The organism is Pseudomonas sp. GL_093 (genome assembly GCF_057837605.1).
Genome location: NZ_CM174448.1, coordinates 4341772 through 4358563, shown reverse-complemented (window position 1 = coordinate 4358563; position 16792 = coordinate 4341772). Strand labels below are relative to the sequence as shown.

The window sequence follows — 16792 nt, the reverse complement described above, 5'->3', positions numbered from 1 at the left end:
AAAGGAGAGAATATTTCGAACAAGACACAGCGAGCGGGCCAATTGGAGCTACCCTCTGAGGAGGCATTTGGGCATCCTGCGAGGATAATTATCAAATGAAAAATCCTGCCAGAATTATCGATTACTCATTAAAAATATTTAAAGCAGAATGGCCAAATTTAGTATTGTGGTCGTTTCTGCTATCACCGTTGATTGTTAGAACGCTAGCAAACTATCAATACTCTAAAATTGATTTATTGGTCGTTTACACCCTTGGCATGTCGGTGTTGTGGCTTTTGGCAATTAGATTTATTTCATCCAGTCAATTCAAGGTTCACCTTATTCTGCTGCCGTTCTATTTGGTAGCAGCTATTGATCTCTTTTTGGTTTTGAATTTCAACTCGAGATTAACCGCTGCCTATATATTTATTGGCTTGACAAACTATCAGGAGGCCCGCGAATTTCTACCGACCTATTGGCAGCCGATCAGTATCGTTTTGGTGATTTTCATATTTTGCTATGGGGCTGGATTAATAGGCCTGCATAAGCGCGAATTATATAAAAACAAAGGCATTTTTGTTTTGGTTGTTAGCGCCTTGCTAGTGGGGTATGGGGCGTATTTTTATAAAACCGCCAAACTTAATTCTTTCGGGAAATCTGCGGTCATGGATCTCCTTGCAAAAGATCAAAGCACGCCAGTAGGTTATTTGTCGCAAATTGCCTTGACTGCAAATTTGTATTTTGGGACGGAGGAGCTTATCAAGCGCCGTCGGGAATCTGATGTAAAAATAACCAGCCTGTCGAATCAATCAAATATAGAAACCATCGTTTTTGTAATCGGTGAGTCATCACGGCCGCAGAACTGGTCCCTCTACGGTTATAACAAGGAAACCACCCCGAATCTCGGTAAGCAGGCGGGGCTTTTCAAGTTTAATAAGATCTGCACGACAGCCCCCTATACCTCGTTTGCGGTTCCTTCAATGCTGAGCCTGGAGCCTATATCGGATTGGGACGCCATTGCGTCAACAAAATCGTTGGTGAGTATATATCGCTCAGCCGGGTACATGACCTATTGGTTGTCTGTGCAGGAGGTTGATAGTTTTGGCGGAATAATTCCACAAATAGCCGCAGAGGCACAACATCGTCAATATTTTGAGAGAAGCTATGATGGAGCATTGATTTCAGAATATGAAAAAATACTAAATAAAGGCGATACAGAAAAGAAAGCGATATTCATTCATGTCAAGGGTAGTCATTTCGAGTATTCACGCCGATACCCAGAACAATTCGATAAGTTCAAGCCGTCAACAGACAGCTTCAAAGACAAAATTACCGCGGAATATGACAATAGTATTTTGTATACGGACTGGCTGCTGAGCACAATTATTGATCAATTGAAGTCAAGCAAAAAACCATCTGTCTTGTTTTATTCATCGGATCATGGTGAGAACATGATGGATGACAGTCGAGGGCTCTTGGGTCATGGCATTGGCAATAAATATGACCTCCCGGTTTCGGCATTTATCTGGGCATCCGATAATGTTTCAAGCCAGCAATCGCTCAGGCTTTTAAAGCTGAAGGAAAGAGAAGGTCAGAAAATCAGCATCTCCTCCTTGCCACATACTCTTTTAAGTATCACAGGGATTTTAACGAGTAAGTACAAAAGTTCGGATGATTTATTAAGTGATGATTTTGTATCGTCGAAATGTCCACATCTGCTCGGCGCAGGCTATGTTCCATCGTTTGATTTTGACGCCCTTTAAATAGCCCTCACTGAACAACGCCGCAAGGCGTTGTTTCATCAAGTTGAGGTCGGCTGCGCATCGCCTAAGGTTGTGCTTGCGTGACGTCTTTTTTCAAAAACAACCAGTTCGACGCCTGCAAGCCGTCGAACTTGATTGTATAGCGGCCATCAACGTAGGTCGCGGGCAGCTTCTTCATTTGCCTCAGAATGCCGTGGGTGAACAGTGTCAAGCCTTGCGGCGCCTGGATGGTTAGTGTGCCTTCGAGGGGCTCAACGTAAAAAGGTATTTTGTCGCCGTCCTGGGGGACGGCACGGGTGCCTAACGAAATCAGTAAATCCTGCGATCGGCCCAAAGGCGCGTCGTCCAGACTTTGCACCACCACACTGGCGTTGGCGGTCTTCACTTGAACCTTAATGTTGCCAAGGCTGATCGACTCGCCGCCGATCCAGCCGGTAGCGGCCTGGGTACGCGGTGTATTGATGGTGTAGACGCCTTGTTTCCAGTTGCGCTTTAGCTCACCCGTGTCTGTCGTGGACTCGCTGGCATTGGCGTCCAGCAGCGACTGGTCAGGGTCATGAAATTCCTGTGCATTGCTTGGGATAACGCTCTGTTGCAACCAAGGCAATTCCGGCGTCTGTGGCATCGCGATTTCCAGCTTGCCTTTCTCCATGGCTGTGCGCAGGAGAGCAGAGTTGGCCGGTGTGATCATTTGGTTGAACAGGGTTGTTGATGTCGGCGCGAAGACGTAGGTCGTTGTTGCTTCGCGAACGTCTGCACGGCGATAAAGCAAGGCGGCGGCGGGCAGGGTGGCCAGCATTGCAGGGTCGTTATAGGCGTGCCAGTTGTTGGCACTCATCCCTTCGCCCCCCATGGGCTCCTGGCTGTAGGCATATTGCATCAGTGCATCCCAGCCTTGGTGGCTGGCGGTGCCGGCGATATAGAGTGGCAGCGAGTGACGGTCTGGTATCGGGAAGGGCTCATTGTTCCACTCGGTGACGGTCAAGGGTTTGCCGATGACCTGGCCGGCGGCAATCCAATTCACTATGCCGTCGCTGTAGAGCGGGTTTTTCTCGACCTGTCCCGAGCCCCCGTAGCTATGGACATCGATTACGTCGCCGGCAGTAAGGGCCGGCAGGGAGTTCAGGCCATTGCGGCCCCAGCTACTGGTCGTGGCGATGGGGACCTTCACGCCTATTCCACGCAGGTGTTGAATCATGTCGACGTTGAAACGTCGCTCCAGATCGTTAAGGAACATCTTGGAGGGGCCTGGCTCCCAGGAGCGCCAGGTCTGGTCTGCAGACAGATTGTGCTGTTTGGCAAAAGCCTCGGCCTCCGCCATGTAGACGCGGTTGTGCTTCGGCAAATTCTTGTCTGGCAACAGGGCGTTGCCAAAGTGGTTGGTGACGTCGTTTTCGTTGGTAATCAGTACGGCGGCAATCGCCGGGTCGTCTTTGTAGGCGAGACCGGTGTAGCTGTTTACATGGGTCAGGTAGGCTTCGGCAAAGCGCTTCATAGCTTTCTGAATGGTGAGATTCACATAGGAATAGCCCTTGAGATAGGTAAAATTCTGTTCTTCTTTTGGCAATTCATCGAAGCCAAAAATGTTGTCGTTTTCAGTAAAGACTCGCTGGACGTGCAGATCGAGCCACACATAAATGCCTTCGTCTTTCAGGCACTTGATCCACCAGTCGATTTTTTTCAGCGATTCCGGGCTCAGTTGCTGGGTGGTGCTGCGCGTGACCCTACCGTCGCCAAAGATGTTCGGGAAGACCCATGGCGAGTCATGGTGGTGCAGTCGTACAAGATTGAAGCCCAGTGCCGACAGGCGTTTGGCCTGCAGCTTGATTGCATCGTCTGACGTGAGGAACAGCGCGTAGGCTGAAAGGTTGGTGCCCCAGAAACGCGCCGTAGTGTTGTCGGCAAATTGCAATTGCTCGCCGGAGGCTTTGATGAAGCCGCGCTTGCCTGCAGGTTTTTCCTGAGCGTTGAGAAAGGACAGGTCGACCGGCGAGGTTTTCCAGTCGAGCTTGTCAGTCGGCCAGCTCTTTGGGTCCGACAACCCGAAGCGCTCGGTCGTGGTTGGGCCGACCGCCACATCGCCAGAAACGCTCAAAGTGGCTGTGAAATCCAGGCGGCCAGGTTTGATCGTGTTCTTGTAGAAAAAAGCACGCACCTCGGATTTACTGCCCGGTTCTAGGTACACACTCGCCAGTGCGGGCTCGAAGCGCATTTCGATGCGTCGCCCTTGTGCATTGCCCCAGGTCCAGCCGCGGTTGTCGGGCAGCAAAGTGGGCTCGCCCATTTCTCCAGCGAAAAGAGCGGGGTCGAATGTGAAGACCATGCCACCACCTGAAATGCCCGACTTCCCGCTGTGCGCATCCACGGCAAAATTCCAGGTCAGCTTTTGCTCGTCTTGCTTCTGAATCTGCGCAGTCAAGTCGAAATCCAGCGCTTTGTTTTTGCCTGCAAGGGAGTATCGATAAGGGGTATTTACCTTGAATTCGGTCTGCAAATACGTCCAGTCCCAGTTGCGCCCAAAGAACGAGAATGTCGTAGCAAAAACCGGACTGCCACCACGCTCCAGCATTGGCAGGCCGTTGCGCTCATCCACACTGACGACCCAGTCCGACGCCCAGGTACGAAACGGCCAAATAGCAAAAAACAGCAGGAGCAGTATCTGGGGGCGGCGAAACAACTGGATCATGGGTTCTACCTGAGTTGGAGATGGGCACTCGCCGTGACGGCCGTCGAGGTCTGCTTGAACCTGCGTGCCATCTGAGCGTAGGCCACGCACAGTCCAGCCACCGACCAATACACCACGGGGATGACCGTGATACTGCTAACGGTAACGATGGTGATCAGGATCCCGGCCAGTGTTGCCAGAAGTGCACGTCCGAGTCGGCGTGCCTCATCGTCTTGGTTGGGGAACGAACGCATCCCCTTGCGGATACCCAGCAGGACACTGGCGAAAAAAACCACGAAAAGCGTCAAACCAATCAAACCGAACGACAGCGCTATGCCGATATAGGTGTTCACGATATCGATGATCCCCTGGCCCTGAATCATGGACTGCATTTCCGGTGTGTTGCGGAAGTCGAAAGAACCCAGCCAAGGGTTGCGCTGGATAACGATCACGGCGTTATCAATCAAGCGCTGCCGGTAGGTGATATTTTCGACCTCCACCGTGCCGATAAACGGTAGCAGATCAAGCACTTTTTGCCCGCCCGGCACGATGGCCAGCAAGGGCAGGGCGATCGCCCCAGCGGCCGCCAGCAGCATCAGGCGTTTGATCGCTTTACGGCCGGTGCCGATGAACACGACGATCATGACGGCTGCACCGATCCAGGGGCCACGCGACAGCGGTGCGAACAGACCACCGGCGAGCAACAGTGCGCCGAGGCTGCGCTGCATTTTGCTACGTACCTCCTCCTGCAAGTACAGGTAAAAGCCGATGGCCACGCTGATGACTAAGCCCAGCGCAATGGCCTGGCCGGTAGTGGCGCTGGCGCGTAATGAACCACCACGGCTCAAGTAGCCGGGATCCCATTGCAGGCCCATGGCGTAGACAACCGCGCTGTACAGCTGCCAATGCTTGGCATATTCGAAGAGACCTATAAGCGACAGCACCATGGCGGCAAGTACAAAACCGAACAGAGCGTCCTTGAAGTCGCTGAGGTTCTTCAGCGCCCGGCTGGCAACGTAGTAAGGCAAAAAAACTTCGAGGAACAGGTAGAGCATTTGGCGCAAGGTGTCGGTGACGGTGGTTTCGCGCAGGAAAAGCAGACTCGTCAGCAGGAGGTAGGCGGCTAACAGTTTGTCAGGCCAGGTGCGCCCGAAAGAGATCGTGTCGGCGCGTTTGCGCAGAACCAAAAAAGCCGGAAGCAACACACACAGTGCCAGCAGACGAACATGGTTAAGGGCAAAAAAATAGTTGACCAGGCCGAAGCCAGGAATCTCCGCCGTGGCCGGCGGGATGAGAAACAGCAGAAGGAAAAATAGCGCCACGGGGTTGCGTTCGCGATTTCGTGCGAAGGTCAAAACGATCGCGGCAATGCCCGCGTACACCCAAAAGCTGTGCGACACAAAGGCCAGAAGCGTTAATACGAACCACAGATTGCGCCGACGAGTGAAATTACGGTCGGGAATCAGGTCTGCTGCTGGTCGATGTGCCATGGCAAATACGATGCCAGTAAGGACCAGAATGACGATTAACGCTCGGAAGTGCTCAGGCATGGATGATTGGACTTATTGATTGATGAGCGACGGCTAGTGGAATGGCCAAACGCGACTATAGTTCCTTTTGAGCCATTGAGTCCGGGGATGATGCTATGTCGTTAGTTGATTTGTCGCCAACGTTGGGCCTTCGTAAGCGAGCGATCTCTGCCGGGGCATGGAATCTGGGGGCGCTGGTTACGTCGCAAGCCTTTCGCTTGGGCGGCAACCTGATAATGGCCCGTCTGCTGATGCCGGAGATGTTCGGCATCATGATGATCGCCATCACCGTTTCTCTGGTTCTGCACATGCTTTCCGATGTTGGCTTGCGCCAGAACATCATCCAGAGCCCGCGTGGCGACGATCCGGTGTTTCTCAATACCATCTGGACCGTGCAGATCGTGCGCGGCTTTATCCTCTTTGCCTCGACACTTCTCCTTGCGGCTCTCGCCTGGTATGCACAGACCCTCAATCTGTGGTCGCCCAATTCCACCTACGCCGCACCCGAGTTGCCGCTGGTGTTGGCCGTGACCGGTTTCTCGGCAATCATCGTGGGTTTTCAGTCGACGAAAGTCGACCTGGCAGTGCGCGCTTTCCAGCAAAAGAAAGTGGTACTCACCGATTTTGCGTCTCAGATCGTCGGGCTGTTGGTCATGCTGGCCATCGGTTACTTCACCAGGTCCATCTGGTCGCTGGTGATTGCAGGTCTGGTCCAATCGATGGTCAACACGCTGCTGGGCCATTTCTGGTTTGAGGGCCCTTCTAACCGTCTACAGTGGGAGCGTTCTGCGCTCGATGAATTAGTCGGCTTCGGCCGTTGGATACTGTTGTCGTCGGCAGTGGGCGTATTGGCCATGTACGGTGATCGTGTCTGGTTCGGCGGCAGCATGACGGCCGGCGAACTGGGCGTTTACTCCATTGCCGTGCTGATTTTGGGAGCTGTTCAGCTTGCGTTGCAAAAGGTAGTCGGGGCCGTGGCCTTGCCGGCCTTCAGTGAGGCCTCAAGAACTAATGACACCGTACGGCTCCACGCTTTGTACTACCGCTTGAAATTGATGCTCGATCTTGCCTGTCTGTTTTTATGTGGACTGTTTTGGACTGGCAGTCCACTGCTCATCAGCATCTTGTACGATGAGCGTTACGCTCAAGCCGGCAATATGATGGCCATTCTTTCACTCTCCTTTTTCACCATGCGCTACATGCTGGCGAATCAGGTCTGGATTGCGTTGGGACTCACCAAGTACCAGGCCATTGATAACATTATTCGCGTGGTCTCGTTGTGGGTGCTGCTGCCACTGCTGCTGGCGATTGGTGGGGTCAAATATGCGATTTGGGGCGCTGCCCTGTACACGTTTCCTACGCTTATCCTGGTTTTTTATGTCAATTGTCGTCTGGGGATGTTCAGTCTCAAGCGTGAATTGGTGGTGCTGCCTATGCTGGCGGTGGGGGCATTGTGTGGGGAGTTGTTGACGGATTTTGTTAAATGGCTTTGATCTATTTCTCGTGATGTTTCCAAAGCTGTGGCACAGCGTCGCCATTGAGGTATTGATGGCCGTCGCATAAAAAATGTGGCCTTGACGTGTAGTTGACATTTCCAACGTAATCTCGGTGTCGTGGAGCTTTGAATCATGAGAGAAACTGATTTGAATACCTCTGTGATGGGGCGCAGAGGCTTCCTCCAGGCTTCTGCCGTGTTGAGTATTGGAGGGCTCATGTTCGGATTTTACAAAGCCGTTGCCCGGCCTTCTGCTGCTAAATCCGAGTTTGTTGTCATCAACGGATGGGTGCTGCCCGCCCAGCATTTTCGGCAAACACAAGCATGATCAAAGATTACCAATCGCAGAAAGAACTCCGCGACCACTATGACATCTGCATCATAGGTGGGGGGCCAGCCGGCATTACGCTGGCCTTGCGTTTAGCCGGTAATGGTCGGCGTGTGGTGCTTGTCGAGGGCGGCGGGCACGAGTATTCGCCGGCCTCGCAGAACCTCTACCAGGTCTCATCGTCAGGCCTCGAGGTCTACGCTCATGAAACACGCCTGCGTTATCTTGGCGGGACCTCCAATCACTGGGCCGGGCGATGCCGTCCATTCGAACAGTCGGACTTTACCGTAGGCCCTCCGGTGCCCGTGCCCGGTTGGCCCATCGCGTTTTCCGAGATCGAGCGCAATCTGTCGGCGGCCATGGATATTGTCGATCTTCCGCCGCACTCCGGATTCAAGGCTATCAATGCGACTTTGGACGGCACCGACTTTGAGGCTGATCGTTTCCTGCTGAGCCCGCCGACGCGATTTGCACAAAAATATGCCAAGGAACTTAATGAGACCGAGGGGCTGGATGTCTTCATCCATTGCAATTGTGTCGATCTTGAGTTCGACAGCAAGACTGGCCGCATAGCAACGATAGTCGTCTCGGACTACGAGTTGCATCGAGAGCGAGTCACGGCGAAACAATTCATTCTGGCGACAGGCGCGATCGAGAATGCCAGGCAACTGCTCAACAGTGAGTCCCTGGCAGCTGGCGGTATTGCTGGCAAGGATGGTTACGTCGGTAGATGCTTCATGGAGCACCTGAACGTCGATCTGGGTACCTTCATCCTGAAAGACGGGCAGGGTACAGATTCTCGGAAGGAGTACTTCACGACCGATGCCTTCGTGATGGAGCACAAGTCGGGTAAAGGGAATGTGACGGCCTCTCTAGTATCTGAAGTGAAAGCCTATGGGCGAACGGCGGCAATCAAGGACTTTTTCGAGAATCTCGTCTGTGACATCGGTGCGGAGCGCAAGGTTGAATTTATTGCCAAGTTCGATTGCCCTGGAGATGGGGTGCTCGGCACGCTGATCGAGCAGTTTCCCAACCCCAATAGCCGCGTCTCATTGCTCGACGAGCGAGATGCGTTAGGGATGAGGAAGACCAAGATTCATTGGGAGCTAACTCCTGCAGACAGGGAAACCGTCAAGTCCATAGGGCTCGAAGTGGCAAAGTGTTTTGCCGACACAGGGCTGGGCTTCGTCAAGTTGGAAGAGTGTGTGTATGACGTCGATTTGCCACTGAAGCTCAATCCCCATGCTCATCATATGGGGACCACGCGGATGGCGACGTCGCCTGAGTTTGGTGTGGTCGACGAGAACTGCAAAGTGTTTGGTGTTGAGAATCTTTACGTTGCGGGCAGCAGTGTTTTCGCTACAGGCGGCGCCTGTAACCCCACGATGCCTCTTTTGCAACTTGCTCTAAGGCTGGCAGATTATCTCAACCATCAGATGGGGCTCGTGGTGGGCAGGTATTCCTGAGTGGGAGCATGGGAGGATTATTTGAGTGTTGGATTTTAGGGGAGCGTCTACTCTTAGAGTAGTGGTAATGAAGAATCAGGGTGTATCTAACTCTGGCACAGATGTCTATCGCTGAATAATTGAGGCTGACAGGATGATTGGTCTACTAAAACGTACTATTGCTTACATTGCAAAAACAACGGGGCATGGGACCTCACTCTATAAAAAATTCTGTAAACCGGACGGGTATGACTGGGCTAAACATATGGTTCGGTGGGGTGGGCTGCACTCCATCGGTAAAGGCGTATGGATCAATCCTGCTGCCAACATAACTGACCCTTCGCTAGTACGACTCGGAAATAATGTAGGTTTGTCGTGTTGCACGCTATTCGGCCACGATGGAGTAGTTGGCATGCTCGAGGTGCGCTATGGTAAAAAACTTGATTCTGTCGGCGCTATCGACATACTTGATAATTGTTTTATCGGCTATGGCTCTATCATCATGCCGCGTGTGACTATTGGCCCGAATTCGATTGTCGCAGCCGGTGCTGTAGTCATAAAAGATGTTCCGCCTGGGGTAGTGGTTGGGGGTAATCCAGCCAAGGTTATCTGTACCCTGGATGAAGTGTTGGCGAAAGTCGAAGAGCGTAGCGCCACTTATCCGTGGATTGACCTTATCAGGCAGCGCGATGGTGTATACGACCCGGCATTTGAACCGAAGCTTATAAAAATGAGAGCGCAACACTTTTTTGGCGAGCAACCCAATGGTTAGTGCTCCCCTTGACGTGTTGGTAGTTAATTACAATACAGCGGCGCTGTTGCAACCGATGTTTAATGCGTTACGCCAGTCAAACAGTGTGGGTCGCACGCGCTATTTGGTGGTGGACAACGCCTCTGCCGATAATTCGCTGGAGTGTCTGGCAACTATTTGTCCAGAGGCGTTGCAACTGGCCAATGAAAACAATGTGGGATTTGGTCGTGCCAATAATCAATTGGTTGAGCACCTGCAGGGCAAGTATGCGTTGCTGCTCAATACCGATGCCTTCGTTTCTGCGGATACCCTGAGCAAGACCCTCGACTACATGGAGACTCATCCTGATTGCGGTGTCCTCGGCGTTCGGTTGGTTGGACGAGAGGGAGATTTACAGCCCTCCTGTCGCTATTTTCCGACGCCGTTGAATATCTTCCTTGCGCGTACAGGGCTTGAACGCTTTTTCCCTGTGGTGAAGAGGGTCGACGACATGGCCTGGGATCATGCTTCGGTGCGTGAGTGCGACTGGGTGCCCGGGTGCTATTACCTGATCCGCCGTGAAGTCATCGACCAGGTTGGCTTGTTCGATCCGCGCTACTTCCTTTACTTCGAGGAGATAGATCACTGCAAACGCGTTAAACAGGCAGGCTGGAAGGTGGTTTACTACCCGCATACCACGGTGGTGCATATCGGTGGTGAAAGTGCCAAGTCTGTTGACACACTCAATGCGGCTAGTCGCCAGCTACCCACGTTACAAATCGAAAGTGAGCTTTTGTACTTCCGCAAGCACCACGGTCTGCCTGGTTTGGCCTCACATATGCTACTGGTGAGTCTGGGTGATCTGATTTTGGCGCTCAAGGTGCTATTGAAAGGCCGTGGTCGGGCCGCTTTAGGGGCGTGTTGGCAGCATACTCGTGTGACCTGGGCGTTGCTGCGTGATACCAAATTCGCTAGCCAACCAACACGGTAGAGCCAGTTATGTTCGAAAACATACGTGCGGACTTGCGTGCATACGCCGGAGATTGGGGGGCTCAGGGGTTTTGGGTGATGGTGGTTTATCGCTTTGGGCGCTGGCGTTACGGTGTGCGACCGGCACTGTTACGCAAGTTGTTCTCCTTTATATACAAAGTGCTCTTCAAACTGGTGCAGATCGTCACGGGTATCGAGCTGCCGTGTGAGGTGGTGGTCGGGCGCAACTTCGTCATCGATCATTTCGGCGGAATCGTGATCAGTGGCTATGCGCAGTTCGGCGATGATTGCCGTATTCGCAATGGCGTCGTCGTGGGCCTCAAGAATGTGAGTGAGCCGATTGCTCCGGTGATGGGTAACAATGTTGATATCGGTGCAGGGGCCAAGGTGCTGGGCAATATCCGCATTGGTAACAATGTCGTGATTGGTGCCAATGCTGTGGTGCTGACCGATGTACCGGACGACTCGGTGGCAGTGGGCGTGCCTGCGACTATCAAGAAAAGGAAGTACGAAGAATCGAGGGAATTCTCATGAACCACCCGATGGATTACTTCAATTGCGTCGCTGAGTGAACGCCATGGCTATGGGTATGGGTGTCGTTGTTATCGGTCGCAACGAAGGCCTACGGCTTGAGCGTTGTCTGACTTCCCTCGTCGGTTCGGCGCAGAAGGTTGTTTATGTCGACTCTGGATCAACGGACGGGTCGGTGCAGATGGCACTGAGGCTTGGGGTCGAGGTGGTCGAGTTGGACATGACCATTCCCTTTACGGCTGCGCGTGCGCGCAATGAAGGATTTGCCTGCATACAACGCTTATTGCCGGCGATGCGTTATGTGCAGTTCGTCGATGGTGATTGTGAGGTTGTCGGCGGTTGGCTGCCCCGGGCGCAGGCCTTTCTTGATGCACATCCTGACGTCGCGGTGGTCTGTGGACGGCGCCGTGAACGTTTTCCGCAGCACTCTGTTTACAACTTACTGTGTGATTTCGAATGGGATACGCCGGTAGGTGAGGCCAAGGCATGTGGTGGCGATGCGCTGATGCGGGCTGACGCCTTCGTCGAAGCGTCCGGGTTTCTACCGGGTCTTATTGCCGGGGAAGAGCCTGAATTGTGCGTACGTCTGCGTGGGCATGGTTGGAAGATCTGGCGTCTGGGCGAGGAAATGACCTTGCACGATGCAACCATGACCCGGTTCGGCCAATGGTGGCAGCGTACCCTGCGCGGTGGTTATGCCTTTGCCGAGGGCGCATTTTTACATGGGGCCGCACCGGAGCAACATTGGTTGCGTGAGTCGCGCCGTGCCTGGTTCTGGGGATTGGGTGTCCCGCTGACGACTGTTATCGCGAGTTTGGTGTTTGGATGGTTTGGCCTGCTTGTGCTGCTGGTCTATCCATTGCAGGTCGTGCGCCTCGCCCGAGGGGGCGATAGATCCACGCGCGAAAACTGGCTGCGGGCTTTCTTTCTCGTGCTGGGGAAATTTCCCGAGATGCTCGGGCAAGTCAAGTTTCTACTGAACAGATTCGGCGCCGGCAAGACGGCGTTGATCGAATACAAGTGAGACTTATATGAATAATTGGGTGATATTAAAGAGCGTGTTTTTTTTACACGCTGGGTATTCCTTAAGGGCATTGAATAATAAATTTAAAATGTTGGTTCTGGTTGCAAAAAACTGGTCCGAGCTAAAGTTGTTTTGCGGGCGGATGTCGAACGCCCTGGGTAAGTCTGGTGTTGAGAAATTAGGCGGGGATTGTGTTGGCGTTGTTCATTGGCCATACATCAGTAAAAGCTGGAGCCCCAAGAATAAGCTTAGTGTTTTAGCCTCGCATTACGAAGTGGTTACCAAAAGCTGTCCGCAGCTATTGCTGTTGGGACGAAGTGACAGCTTGATGCTGAGTGATTTGTCGGAGTTTGGGGCTGGTTGTTCCCTGGTGCTGGATCGTCCCTTCTGGTTTATGCGTGAAGGGGAGTTGGTGCTGAACTTGTTTCAGGGGGATCTGCGCATTGCATCAATAGCCTTCACCTTGTGTCGCACGGACACAGAGTTATGTATTTTTATCGGCGCCGTTCAAGGGATACATAAAGGCGTCGAGAGTGAGTTGTCGTTGAGTATCTACAGGGACCTGACTAAAGACTTTGAAGGCCTTCGGCCAAGAAGCTTTCTGATCGAAGTTATTAAATACATTGCCATCAATATCGGAGTTGAGAAAATTTATGCGGTAGGGGATGGGTATCGCCACCATCGTCATCCGTATTTTGGCGCTCACAAAGCCCTGGAACTGGCGGCAAATTATGATGTGATCTGGTTAGAGCATGGAGCGACTCCGTCAGAGCGCGAAGATTTTTTTGAGATTCCCATGATGCTGTCCAGGAAGCCGCTCGACAGTATTGCTTCAAAAAAACGTGCCATGTACCGCAGGCGCTATGAGTTGCTGGATGACACCTTTAAAAAGATAGACAGCGTGTTGATAGGCAGTTATAGCAGTAGTCGTATGGCTAGTTGACGTTCCTGATACCTGTACTACTGTGGGATTACTTGCAGTAATAATCCACCGCAACGACAACTAAGTCTGGTTCCTATGCGCATCGCTTATTTCATCAATCAATACCCCAAAGTCAGCCATAGCTTCATTCGTCGCGAGATTTTGGCGTTGGAGCGTCAGGGGTTTGTGGTGCAGCGCATTGCCCTGCGTGGCTGGGATGCCGAATTGGTGGATGCCGAGGACGTGTCCGAACGCGATAAAACCCAGTATGTGCTGCAGGGCGGAGTCAAAGAGCTGTTAGTGCCTGTGCTTCAGGTGCTGCGCGCCCAGCCGCGACGCTTTTTTTCGGCGCTGTGGCTGGCGCTACGCATGGGCCGGCGTGCCGATCGCCCCTGGCCGTATCATTTGGTCTATTTGTCCGAGGCGTGCCGCGTGCTGACCTGGTTGCAGGCGTTTGGGGCCGAGCATGTGCATGCGCATTTCGGCACCAACTCAACCGAGGTGGTGATGCTGGCCAATGTACTCGGTGGGCCGGCGTACAGTTTTACCGTGCACGGGCCGGAAGAGTTCGACAAACCGCAGTTTATTCATTTGGGCGAGAAAGTCCGGCGCGCAGCTTTTGTCGCGGCGATCAGTTCTTATGGACGTAGCCAGCTGTTTCGCTGGGTGGCTCATGCGCACTGGGCGAGGGTAAAGGTGGTGCACTGTGGGCTGGAGCGGGCGTTTCACGATGTGCCGGCCGTTGCCGTGCCATCCGCGCCGCGGTTGGTTTGTGTAGGTCGTTTGTGTGAGCAGAAGGGACAACTGTTGTTGCTTGAGGCTGCCCGCATCCTGGCAGCGCAAAACGTGGAGTTCGAAATAGTACTGGCCGGCGATGGAGAAATGCGCGCGGAAATCGAAACCCTGATTGCACGGTATGGCTTGCAGGCGCGGGTGCGAATTACCGGCTGGATCAGCAGCGATCAGGTGCGGGCGGAGATTCTCGCGGCGCGGGCCTTGGTGTTGCCGAGTTTCGCCGAGGGATTGCCGGTGGTCATCATGGAGGCCATGGCGTTGCGCCGACCTGTACTGACGAGCTATGTGGCGGGCATTCCCGAGTTAGTGCGACAGGGTGAGAACGGTTGGTTGTTTCCCGCTGGAGCGGTGGATGAGTTGGCGGCGGCACTGGCGGACTGCCTCGCGCAACCTGTCGAGGTGTTGCAGCGGATGGGCGAGGCGGCTTATCAGAGAGTGCTGGAGCGACACGACATCGATATCGAAGCGACCAAGTTGGCTAATTTGTTTAGGGCGCAAGCATGATCACATTACTTAGTTGGCTGTTCAGCTTACTGCTGATACTCCTCCTCCTGCCGGTGTTGGTGCTGTTTGTACAGGTGCTGATGGCCTGTCTGCCTGCACGGTCGCGCTCGTCGGTGCAAGGATCGCGACCGCGGGTGGCGGTGTTGATACCGGCACACAATGAATCCTCGATCATCGTCGCGACATTAAATAGCATTCGGCCGCAGTTGCTTTCGGGTGATCGCCTATTGGTGGTGGCGGACAACTGTTCTGACGACACGGCGGCGCTGGCCCGCACGGCGGGCGCCGAGGTGGTGGAGCGCAGCAATGTTCAGCAGCGTGGCAAGGGTTATGCGCTGGACTGTGGGGTGCGTCATTTGGCGAGCGATGCGCCGGACGTCATGATTGTTATCGATGCGGATTGCCAGGTGGCCGAGGGTTCTATTGAGCGTTTGGCAATCTGTTGCATCGACTCAGGGCGGCCAGCGCAAGCCCTTAATTTAATGCTTGCTCCCGCAGGTTCCGGGCTGAAAGTGCGGCTTGCCGAGTTTGCCTGGTGTGTGAAGAATCGGGTACGGCCGCAGGGTTGGACCCGACTTGGTTTGCCCTGTCAGCTAATGGGCACGGGAATGGCTTTCGTCTGGCGGGATCTGACGTTGATCAATTTAGCCAGTGGCCACATCGTTGAAGATTTGAAGATGGGCCTGGATTTATGCCGAAGCGGCAAGCCGCCAGTGTTTTGCCCCGATGCGCGGGTGACCAGTTATTTTCCGCGCAGCGATGAAGGCTTAACTACCCAGCGTACGCGCTGGGAGCATGGTCATTTAGGGGTGATTCTCGGAGATACGCCAAAGTTGCTGGTGGAGTCGATTGGCCAGCGTAACGGGAGTCTGCTGGCGATGACGCTGGATTTGATGGTCCCTCCATTGGCCTTGTTGACGTTGGCCTTGGCGGCGGCATTTGGTCTGTCATGGTTGGTATTTATGCTGTCCGGAGCGTTGGCGCCAGCATTGATCGCTTCTTCCGGGGTGGCAATATTGGGTGTGACGATCTTGCTGGCATGGAGCCAATTTGGTCGCGGGATTATTTCTTTTTCAGCCTTGTTGTATGCGCCGTTCTACGCGCTGAAGAAAATCCCTCTGTATCTCGGATTTTTGCTTAAGCGCCAGGTTGAATGGGTGCGTTCGAAGCGAGATGACAGCTAATGCGTGCTTTATCCTGGCAGCACAGCTGGCAAACGATTACCCGGAAACTCAGGGTGGTCAGCGATGTTGATGACGAGCAAGCCTTGATTGATGCGTTATCCAGACCTGACGTGACGACAGTGCTCGGGTTCGCCAATGCCCATGCCATGAATCTGGTGGCGGCCAATACCGACTACTTTAACGCTCTGCTGGCTGCGGACGTGTTGTTACGAGACGGCTCCGGCATGGCCATCCTGTTTCGTCGACTCGGCCTGGAGCCGGGGCTAAACATGAATGGCACCGATTTCATTCCCAAGTTGCTGGCCGCGTTCAAGGGCCGGCGCGTGGCTTTCTGGGGGACTGAAGAGCCCTTTCTAGCCAATGCGGTGCAGCGTAGCGAAGCACTATTTGCGATCAATGTAGTGTCTGCTCACCATGGATTCGCGCCGGTGGATGCCTACATAAACCTTGCACGGCAGTTTCAGCCGGAACTGGTTGTGCTGGGTATGGGCATGCCCAAGCAAGAAGCCGTTGCTGCCAGGTTAGCCGTCAGTGGCGTGCCCTGTCTGGTCGTGTGCGGTGGGGCGATCCTGGATTTTCTCGGCGGCAAGGTGACGCGTGCTCCGCAATGGGTGCGTCGTCTCGGTTGTGAGTGGCTGTTCAGGCTAATAGGTGAGCCAAAGCGATTATTCAGTCGCTATGTGGTGGGTAATCCGATGTTCTTGTTACGCACGTTGATCTACAGGGATTCCTGACGTTACAAGAATTTGACGCCTGGCCGGCGCCATAAAAAACACGGCTGAAATATCTTGCAAAACCCCGACGTAGCACCTTTACTCAGGTTGGAATTATCGACTTGACGGGTATGTTCGGGGTCGTTTTCATCATTAAGATTGGCGTCAACAAAATGTTGTCAGACGCCGCATATT

14 protein-coding genes are annotated in these 16792 nt (G+C 53.5%); 12 read left to right on the top strand and 2 right to left on the bottom strand.

Annotated features, from left to right (window positions below):
• The first annotated feature begins 95 nt into the window (after positions 1–95).
• Positions 96–1742 carry a phosphoethanolamine transferase gene (locus tag AC3IUE_RS19995; RefSeq protein ID WP_489263458.1) on the top strand — a complete coding sequence of 549 codons (1647 nt, stop codon included), beginning with the start codon at positions 96–98 and terminating at the stop codon, positions 1740–1742.
• A 64-nt stretch (positions 1743–1806) separates the two neighbouring features.
• On the opposite strand, the gene AC3IUE_RS19990 is transcribed toward AC3IUE_RS19995, so the two are convergent.
• Both AC3IUE_RS19990 and AC3IUE_RS19985 read right to left on the bottom strand, forming a co-directional pair.
• Positions 1807–4428 (bottom strand): glycoside hydrolase 5 family protein, encoded by a 2622-nt coding sequence (locus AC3IUE_RS19990; protein WP_489263457.1) that lies wholly within the window; start codon positions 4426–4428, stop codon positions 1807–1809.
• 5 nt (positions 4429–4433) lie between these two features.
• On the bottom strand, positions 4434–5957 hold the full coding sequence (locus AC3IUE_RS19985; protein WP_461998899.1) for an O-antigen ligase family protein: 1524 nt from the start codon (positions 5955–5957) through the stop codon (positions 4434–4436).
• A 95-nt stretch (positions 5958–6052) separates the two neighbouring features.
• Between AC3IUE_RS19985 and AC3IUE_RS19980 the strand changes: the two genes are divergently transcribed.
• The 11 genes from AC3IUE_RS19980 to AC3IUE_RS19930 all read left to right on the top strand — a co-directional run bounded on the left by AC3IUE_RS19980 (position 6053) and on the right by AC3IUE_RS19930 (position 16618).
• Positions 6053–7429, top strand: coding sequence for an oligosaccharide flippase family protein (locus AC3IUE_RS19980; protein ID WP_489263455.1), 1377 nt, complete (start codon positions 6053–6055; stop codon positions 7427–7429).
• A gap of 135 nt (positions 7430–7564) precedes the next feature.
• Positions 7565–7759: a hypothetical protein gene (locus AC3IUE_RS19975; RefSeq protein WP_489263453.1), complete on the top strand. Its 195-nt coding sequence runs from the start codon at positions 7565–7567 to the stop codon at positions 7757–7759.
• Positions 7756–9225, top strand: coding sequence for an FAD-dependent oxidoreductase (locus tag AC3IUE_RS19970; RefSeq protein WP_056743497.1), 1470 nt, complete (start codon positions 7756–7758; stop codon positions 9223–9225). The genes AC3IUE_RS19975 and AC3IUE_RS19970 overlap by 4 nt, the downstream gene beginning before the upstream one ends.
• Before the next feature lie 133 nt (positions 9226–9358).
• Entirely contained in the window at positions 9359–9976 is a 618-nt protein-coding gene (locus AC3IUE_RS19965; protein WP_056743495.1) for an acyltransferase, read from the top strand.
• The gene (locus tag AC3IUE_RS19960; RefSeq protein WP_489263452.1) at positions 9969–10925 is read left to right on the top strand and encodes a glycosyltransferase family 2 protein; all 957 of its coding nucleotides are present in this window, start codon (positions 9969–9971) and stop codon (positions 10923–10925) included. Before AC3IUE_RS19965 ends, AC3IUE_RS19960 begins: the two co-directional genes overlap by 8 nt.
• Positions 10926–10933: 8 nt before the next feature.
• Complete coding sequence (locus AC3IUE_RS19955; protein WP_056743490.1) at positions 10934–11458, top strand: serine O-acetyltransferase; 525 nt, start codon at positions 10934–10936, stop codon at positions 11456–11458.
• A 43-nt stretch (positions 11459–11501) separates the two neighbouring features.
• Positions 11502–12479: a glycosyltransferase family 2 protein gene (locus tag AC3IUE_RS19950; RefSeq protein ID WP_489263451.1), complete on the top strand. Its 978-nt coding sequence runs from the start codon at positions 11502–11504 to the stop codon at positions 12477–12479.
• A 7-nt stretch (positions 12480–12486) separates the two neighbouring features.
• Positions 12487–13422 carry a DUF535 family protein gene (locus AC3IUE_RS19945; RefSeq protein WP_489263450.1) on the top strand — a complete coding sequence of 312 codons (936 nt, stop codon included), beginning with the start codon at positions 12487–12489 and terminating at the stop codon, positions 13420–13422.
• A gap of 75 nt (positions 13423–13497) precedes the next feature.
• Positions 13498–14700, top strand: a complete 1203-nt coding sequence (locus AC3IUE_RS19940; protein WP_056743483.1) for a glycosyltransferase — start codon at positions 13498–13500, stop codon at positions 14698–14700.
• On the top strand, positions 14697–15884 hold the full coding sequence (locus AC3IUE_RS19935) for a glycosyltransferase family 2 protein (RefSeq protein ID WP_489263449.1): 1188 nt from the start codon (positions 14697–14699) through the stop codon (positions 15882–15884). Before AC3IUE_RS19940 ends, AC3IUE_RS19935 begins: the two co-directional genes overlap by 4 nt.
• On the top strand, positions 15884–16618 hold the full coding sequence (locus AC3IUE_RS19930) for a WecB/TagA/CpsF family glycosyltransferase (protein WP_056743480.1): 735 nt from the start codon (positions 15884–15886) through the stop codon (positions 16616–16618). The genes AC3IUE_RS19935 and AC3IUE_RS19930 overlap by 1 nt, the downstream gene beginning before the upstream one ends.
• The last annotated feature ends 174 nt before the right edge of the window (positions 16619–16792 follow it).

Excerpts from the sequence above, each read along its gene's own strand:
- AC3IUE_RS19930 (WP_056743480.1), top strand. The coding sequence starts at position 15,884 with ATGCGTGCTTTATCCTGGCAGCACAGCTGGCAAACGATTACCCGGAAA.
- AC3IUE_RS19940 (WP_056743483.1), top strand. The coding sequence starts at position 13,498 with ATGCGCATCGCTTATTTCATCAATCAATACCCCAAAGTCAGCCATAGC.
- AC3IUE_RS19985 (WP_461998899.1), bottom strand. The coding sequence starts at position 5,957 with ATGCCTGAGCACTTCCGAGCGTTAATCGTCATTCTGGTCCTTACTGGC.
- AC3IUE_RS19975 (WP_489263453.1), top strand. The coding sequence starts at position 7,565 with ATGAGAGAAACTGATTTGAATACCTCTGTGATGGGGCGCAGAGGCTTC.
- AC3IUE_RS19995 (WP_489263458.1), top strand. The coding sequence starts at position 96 with ATGAAAAATCCTGCCAGAATTATCGATTACTCATTAAAAATATTTAAA.
- AC3IUE_RS19965 (WP_056743495.1), top strand. The coding sequence starts at position 9,359 with ATGATTGGTCTACTAAAACGTACTATTGCTTACATTGCAAAAACAACG.
- AC3IUE_RS19960 (WP_489263452.1), top strand. The coding sequence starts at position 9,969 with ATGGTTAGTGCTCCCCTTGACGTGTTGGTAGTTAATTACAATACAGCG.
- AC3IUE_RS19980 (WP_489263455.1), top strand. The coding sequence starts at position 6,053 with ATGTCGTTAGTTGATTTGTCGCCAACGTTGGGCCTTCGTAAGCGAGCG.
- AC3IUE_RS19945 (WP_489263450.1), top strand. The coding sequence starts at position 12,487 with ATGAATAATTGGGTGATATTAAAGAGCGTGTTTTTTTTACACGCTGGG.
- AC3IUE_RS19935 (WP_489263449.1), top strand. The coding sequence starts at position 14,697 with ATGATCACATTACTTAGTTGGCTGTTCAGCTTACTGCTGATACTCCTC.
- AC3IUE_RS19970 (WP_056743497.1), top strand. The coding sequence starts at position 7,756 with ATGATCAAAGATTACCAATCGCAGAAAGAACTCCGCGACCACTATGAC.
- AC3IUE_RS19950 (WP_489263451.1), top strand. The coding sequence starts at position 11,502 with ATGGCTATGGGTATGGGTGTCGTTGTTATCGGTCGCAACGAAGGCCTA.
- AC3IUE_RS19955 (WP_056743490.1), top strand. The coding sequence starts at position 10,934 with ATGTTCGAAAACATACGTGCGGACTTGCGTGCATACGCCGGAGATTGG.
- AC3IUE_RS19990 (WP_489263457.1), bottom strand. The coding sequence starts at position 4,428 with ATGATCCAGTTGTTTCGCCGCCCCCAGATACTGCTCCTGCTGTTTTTT.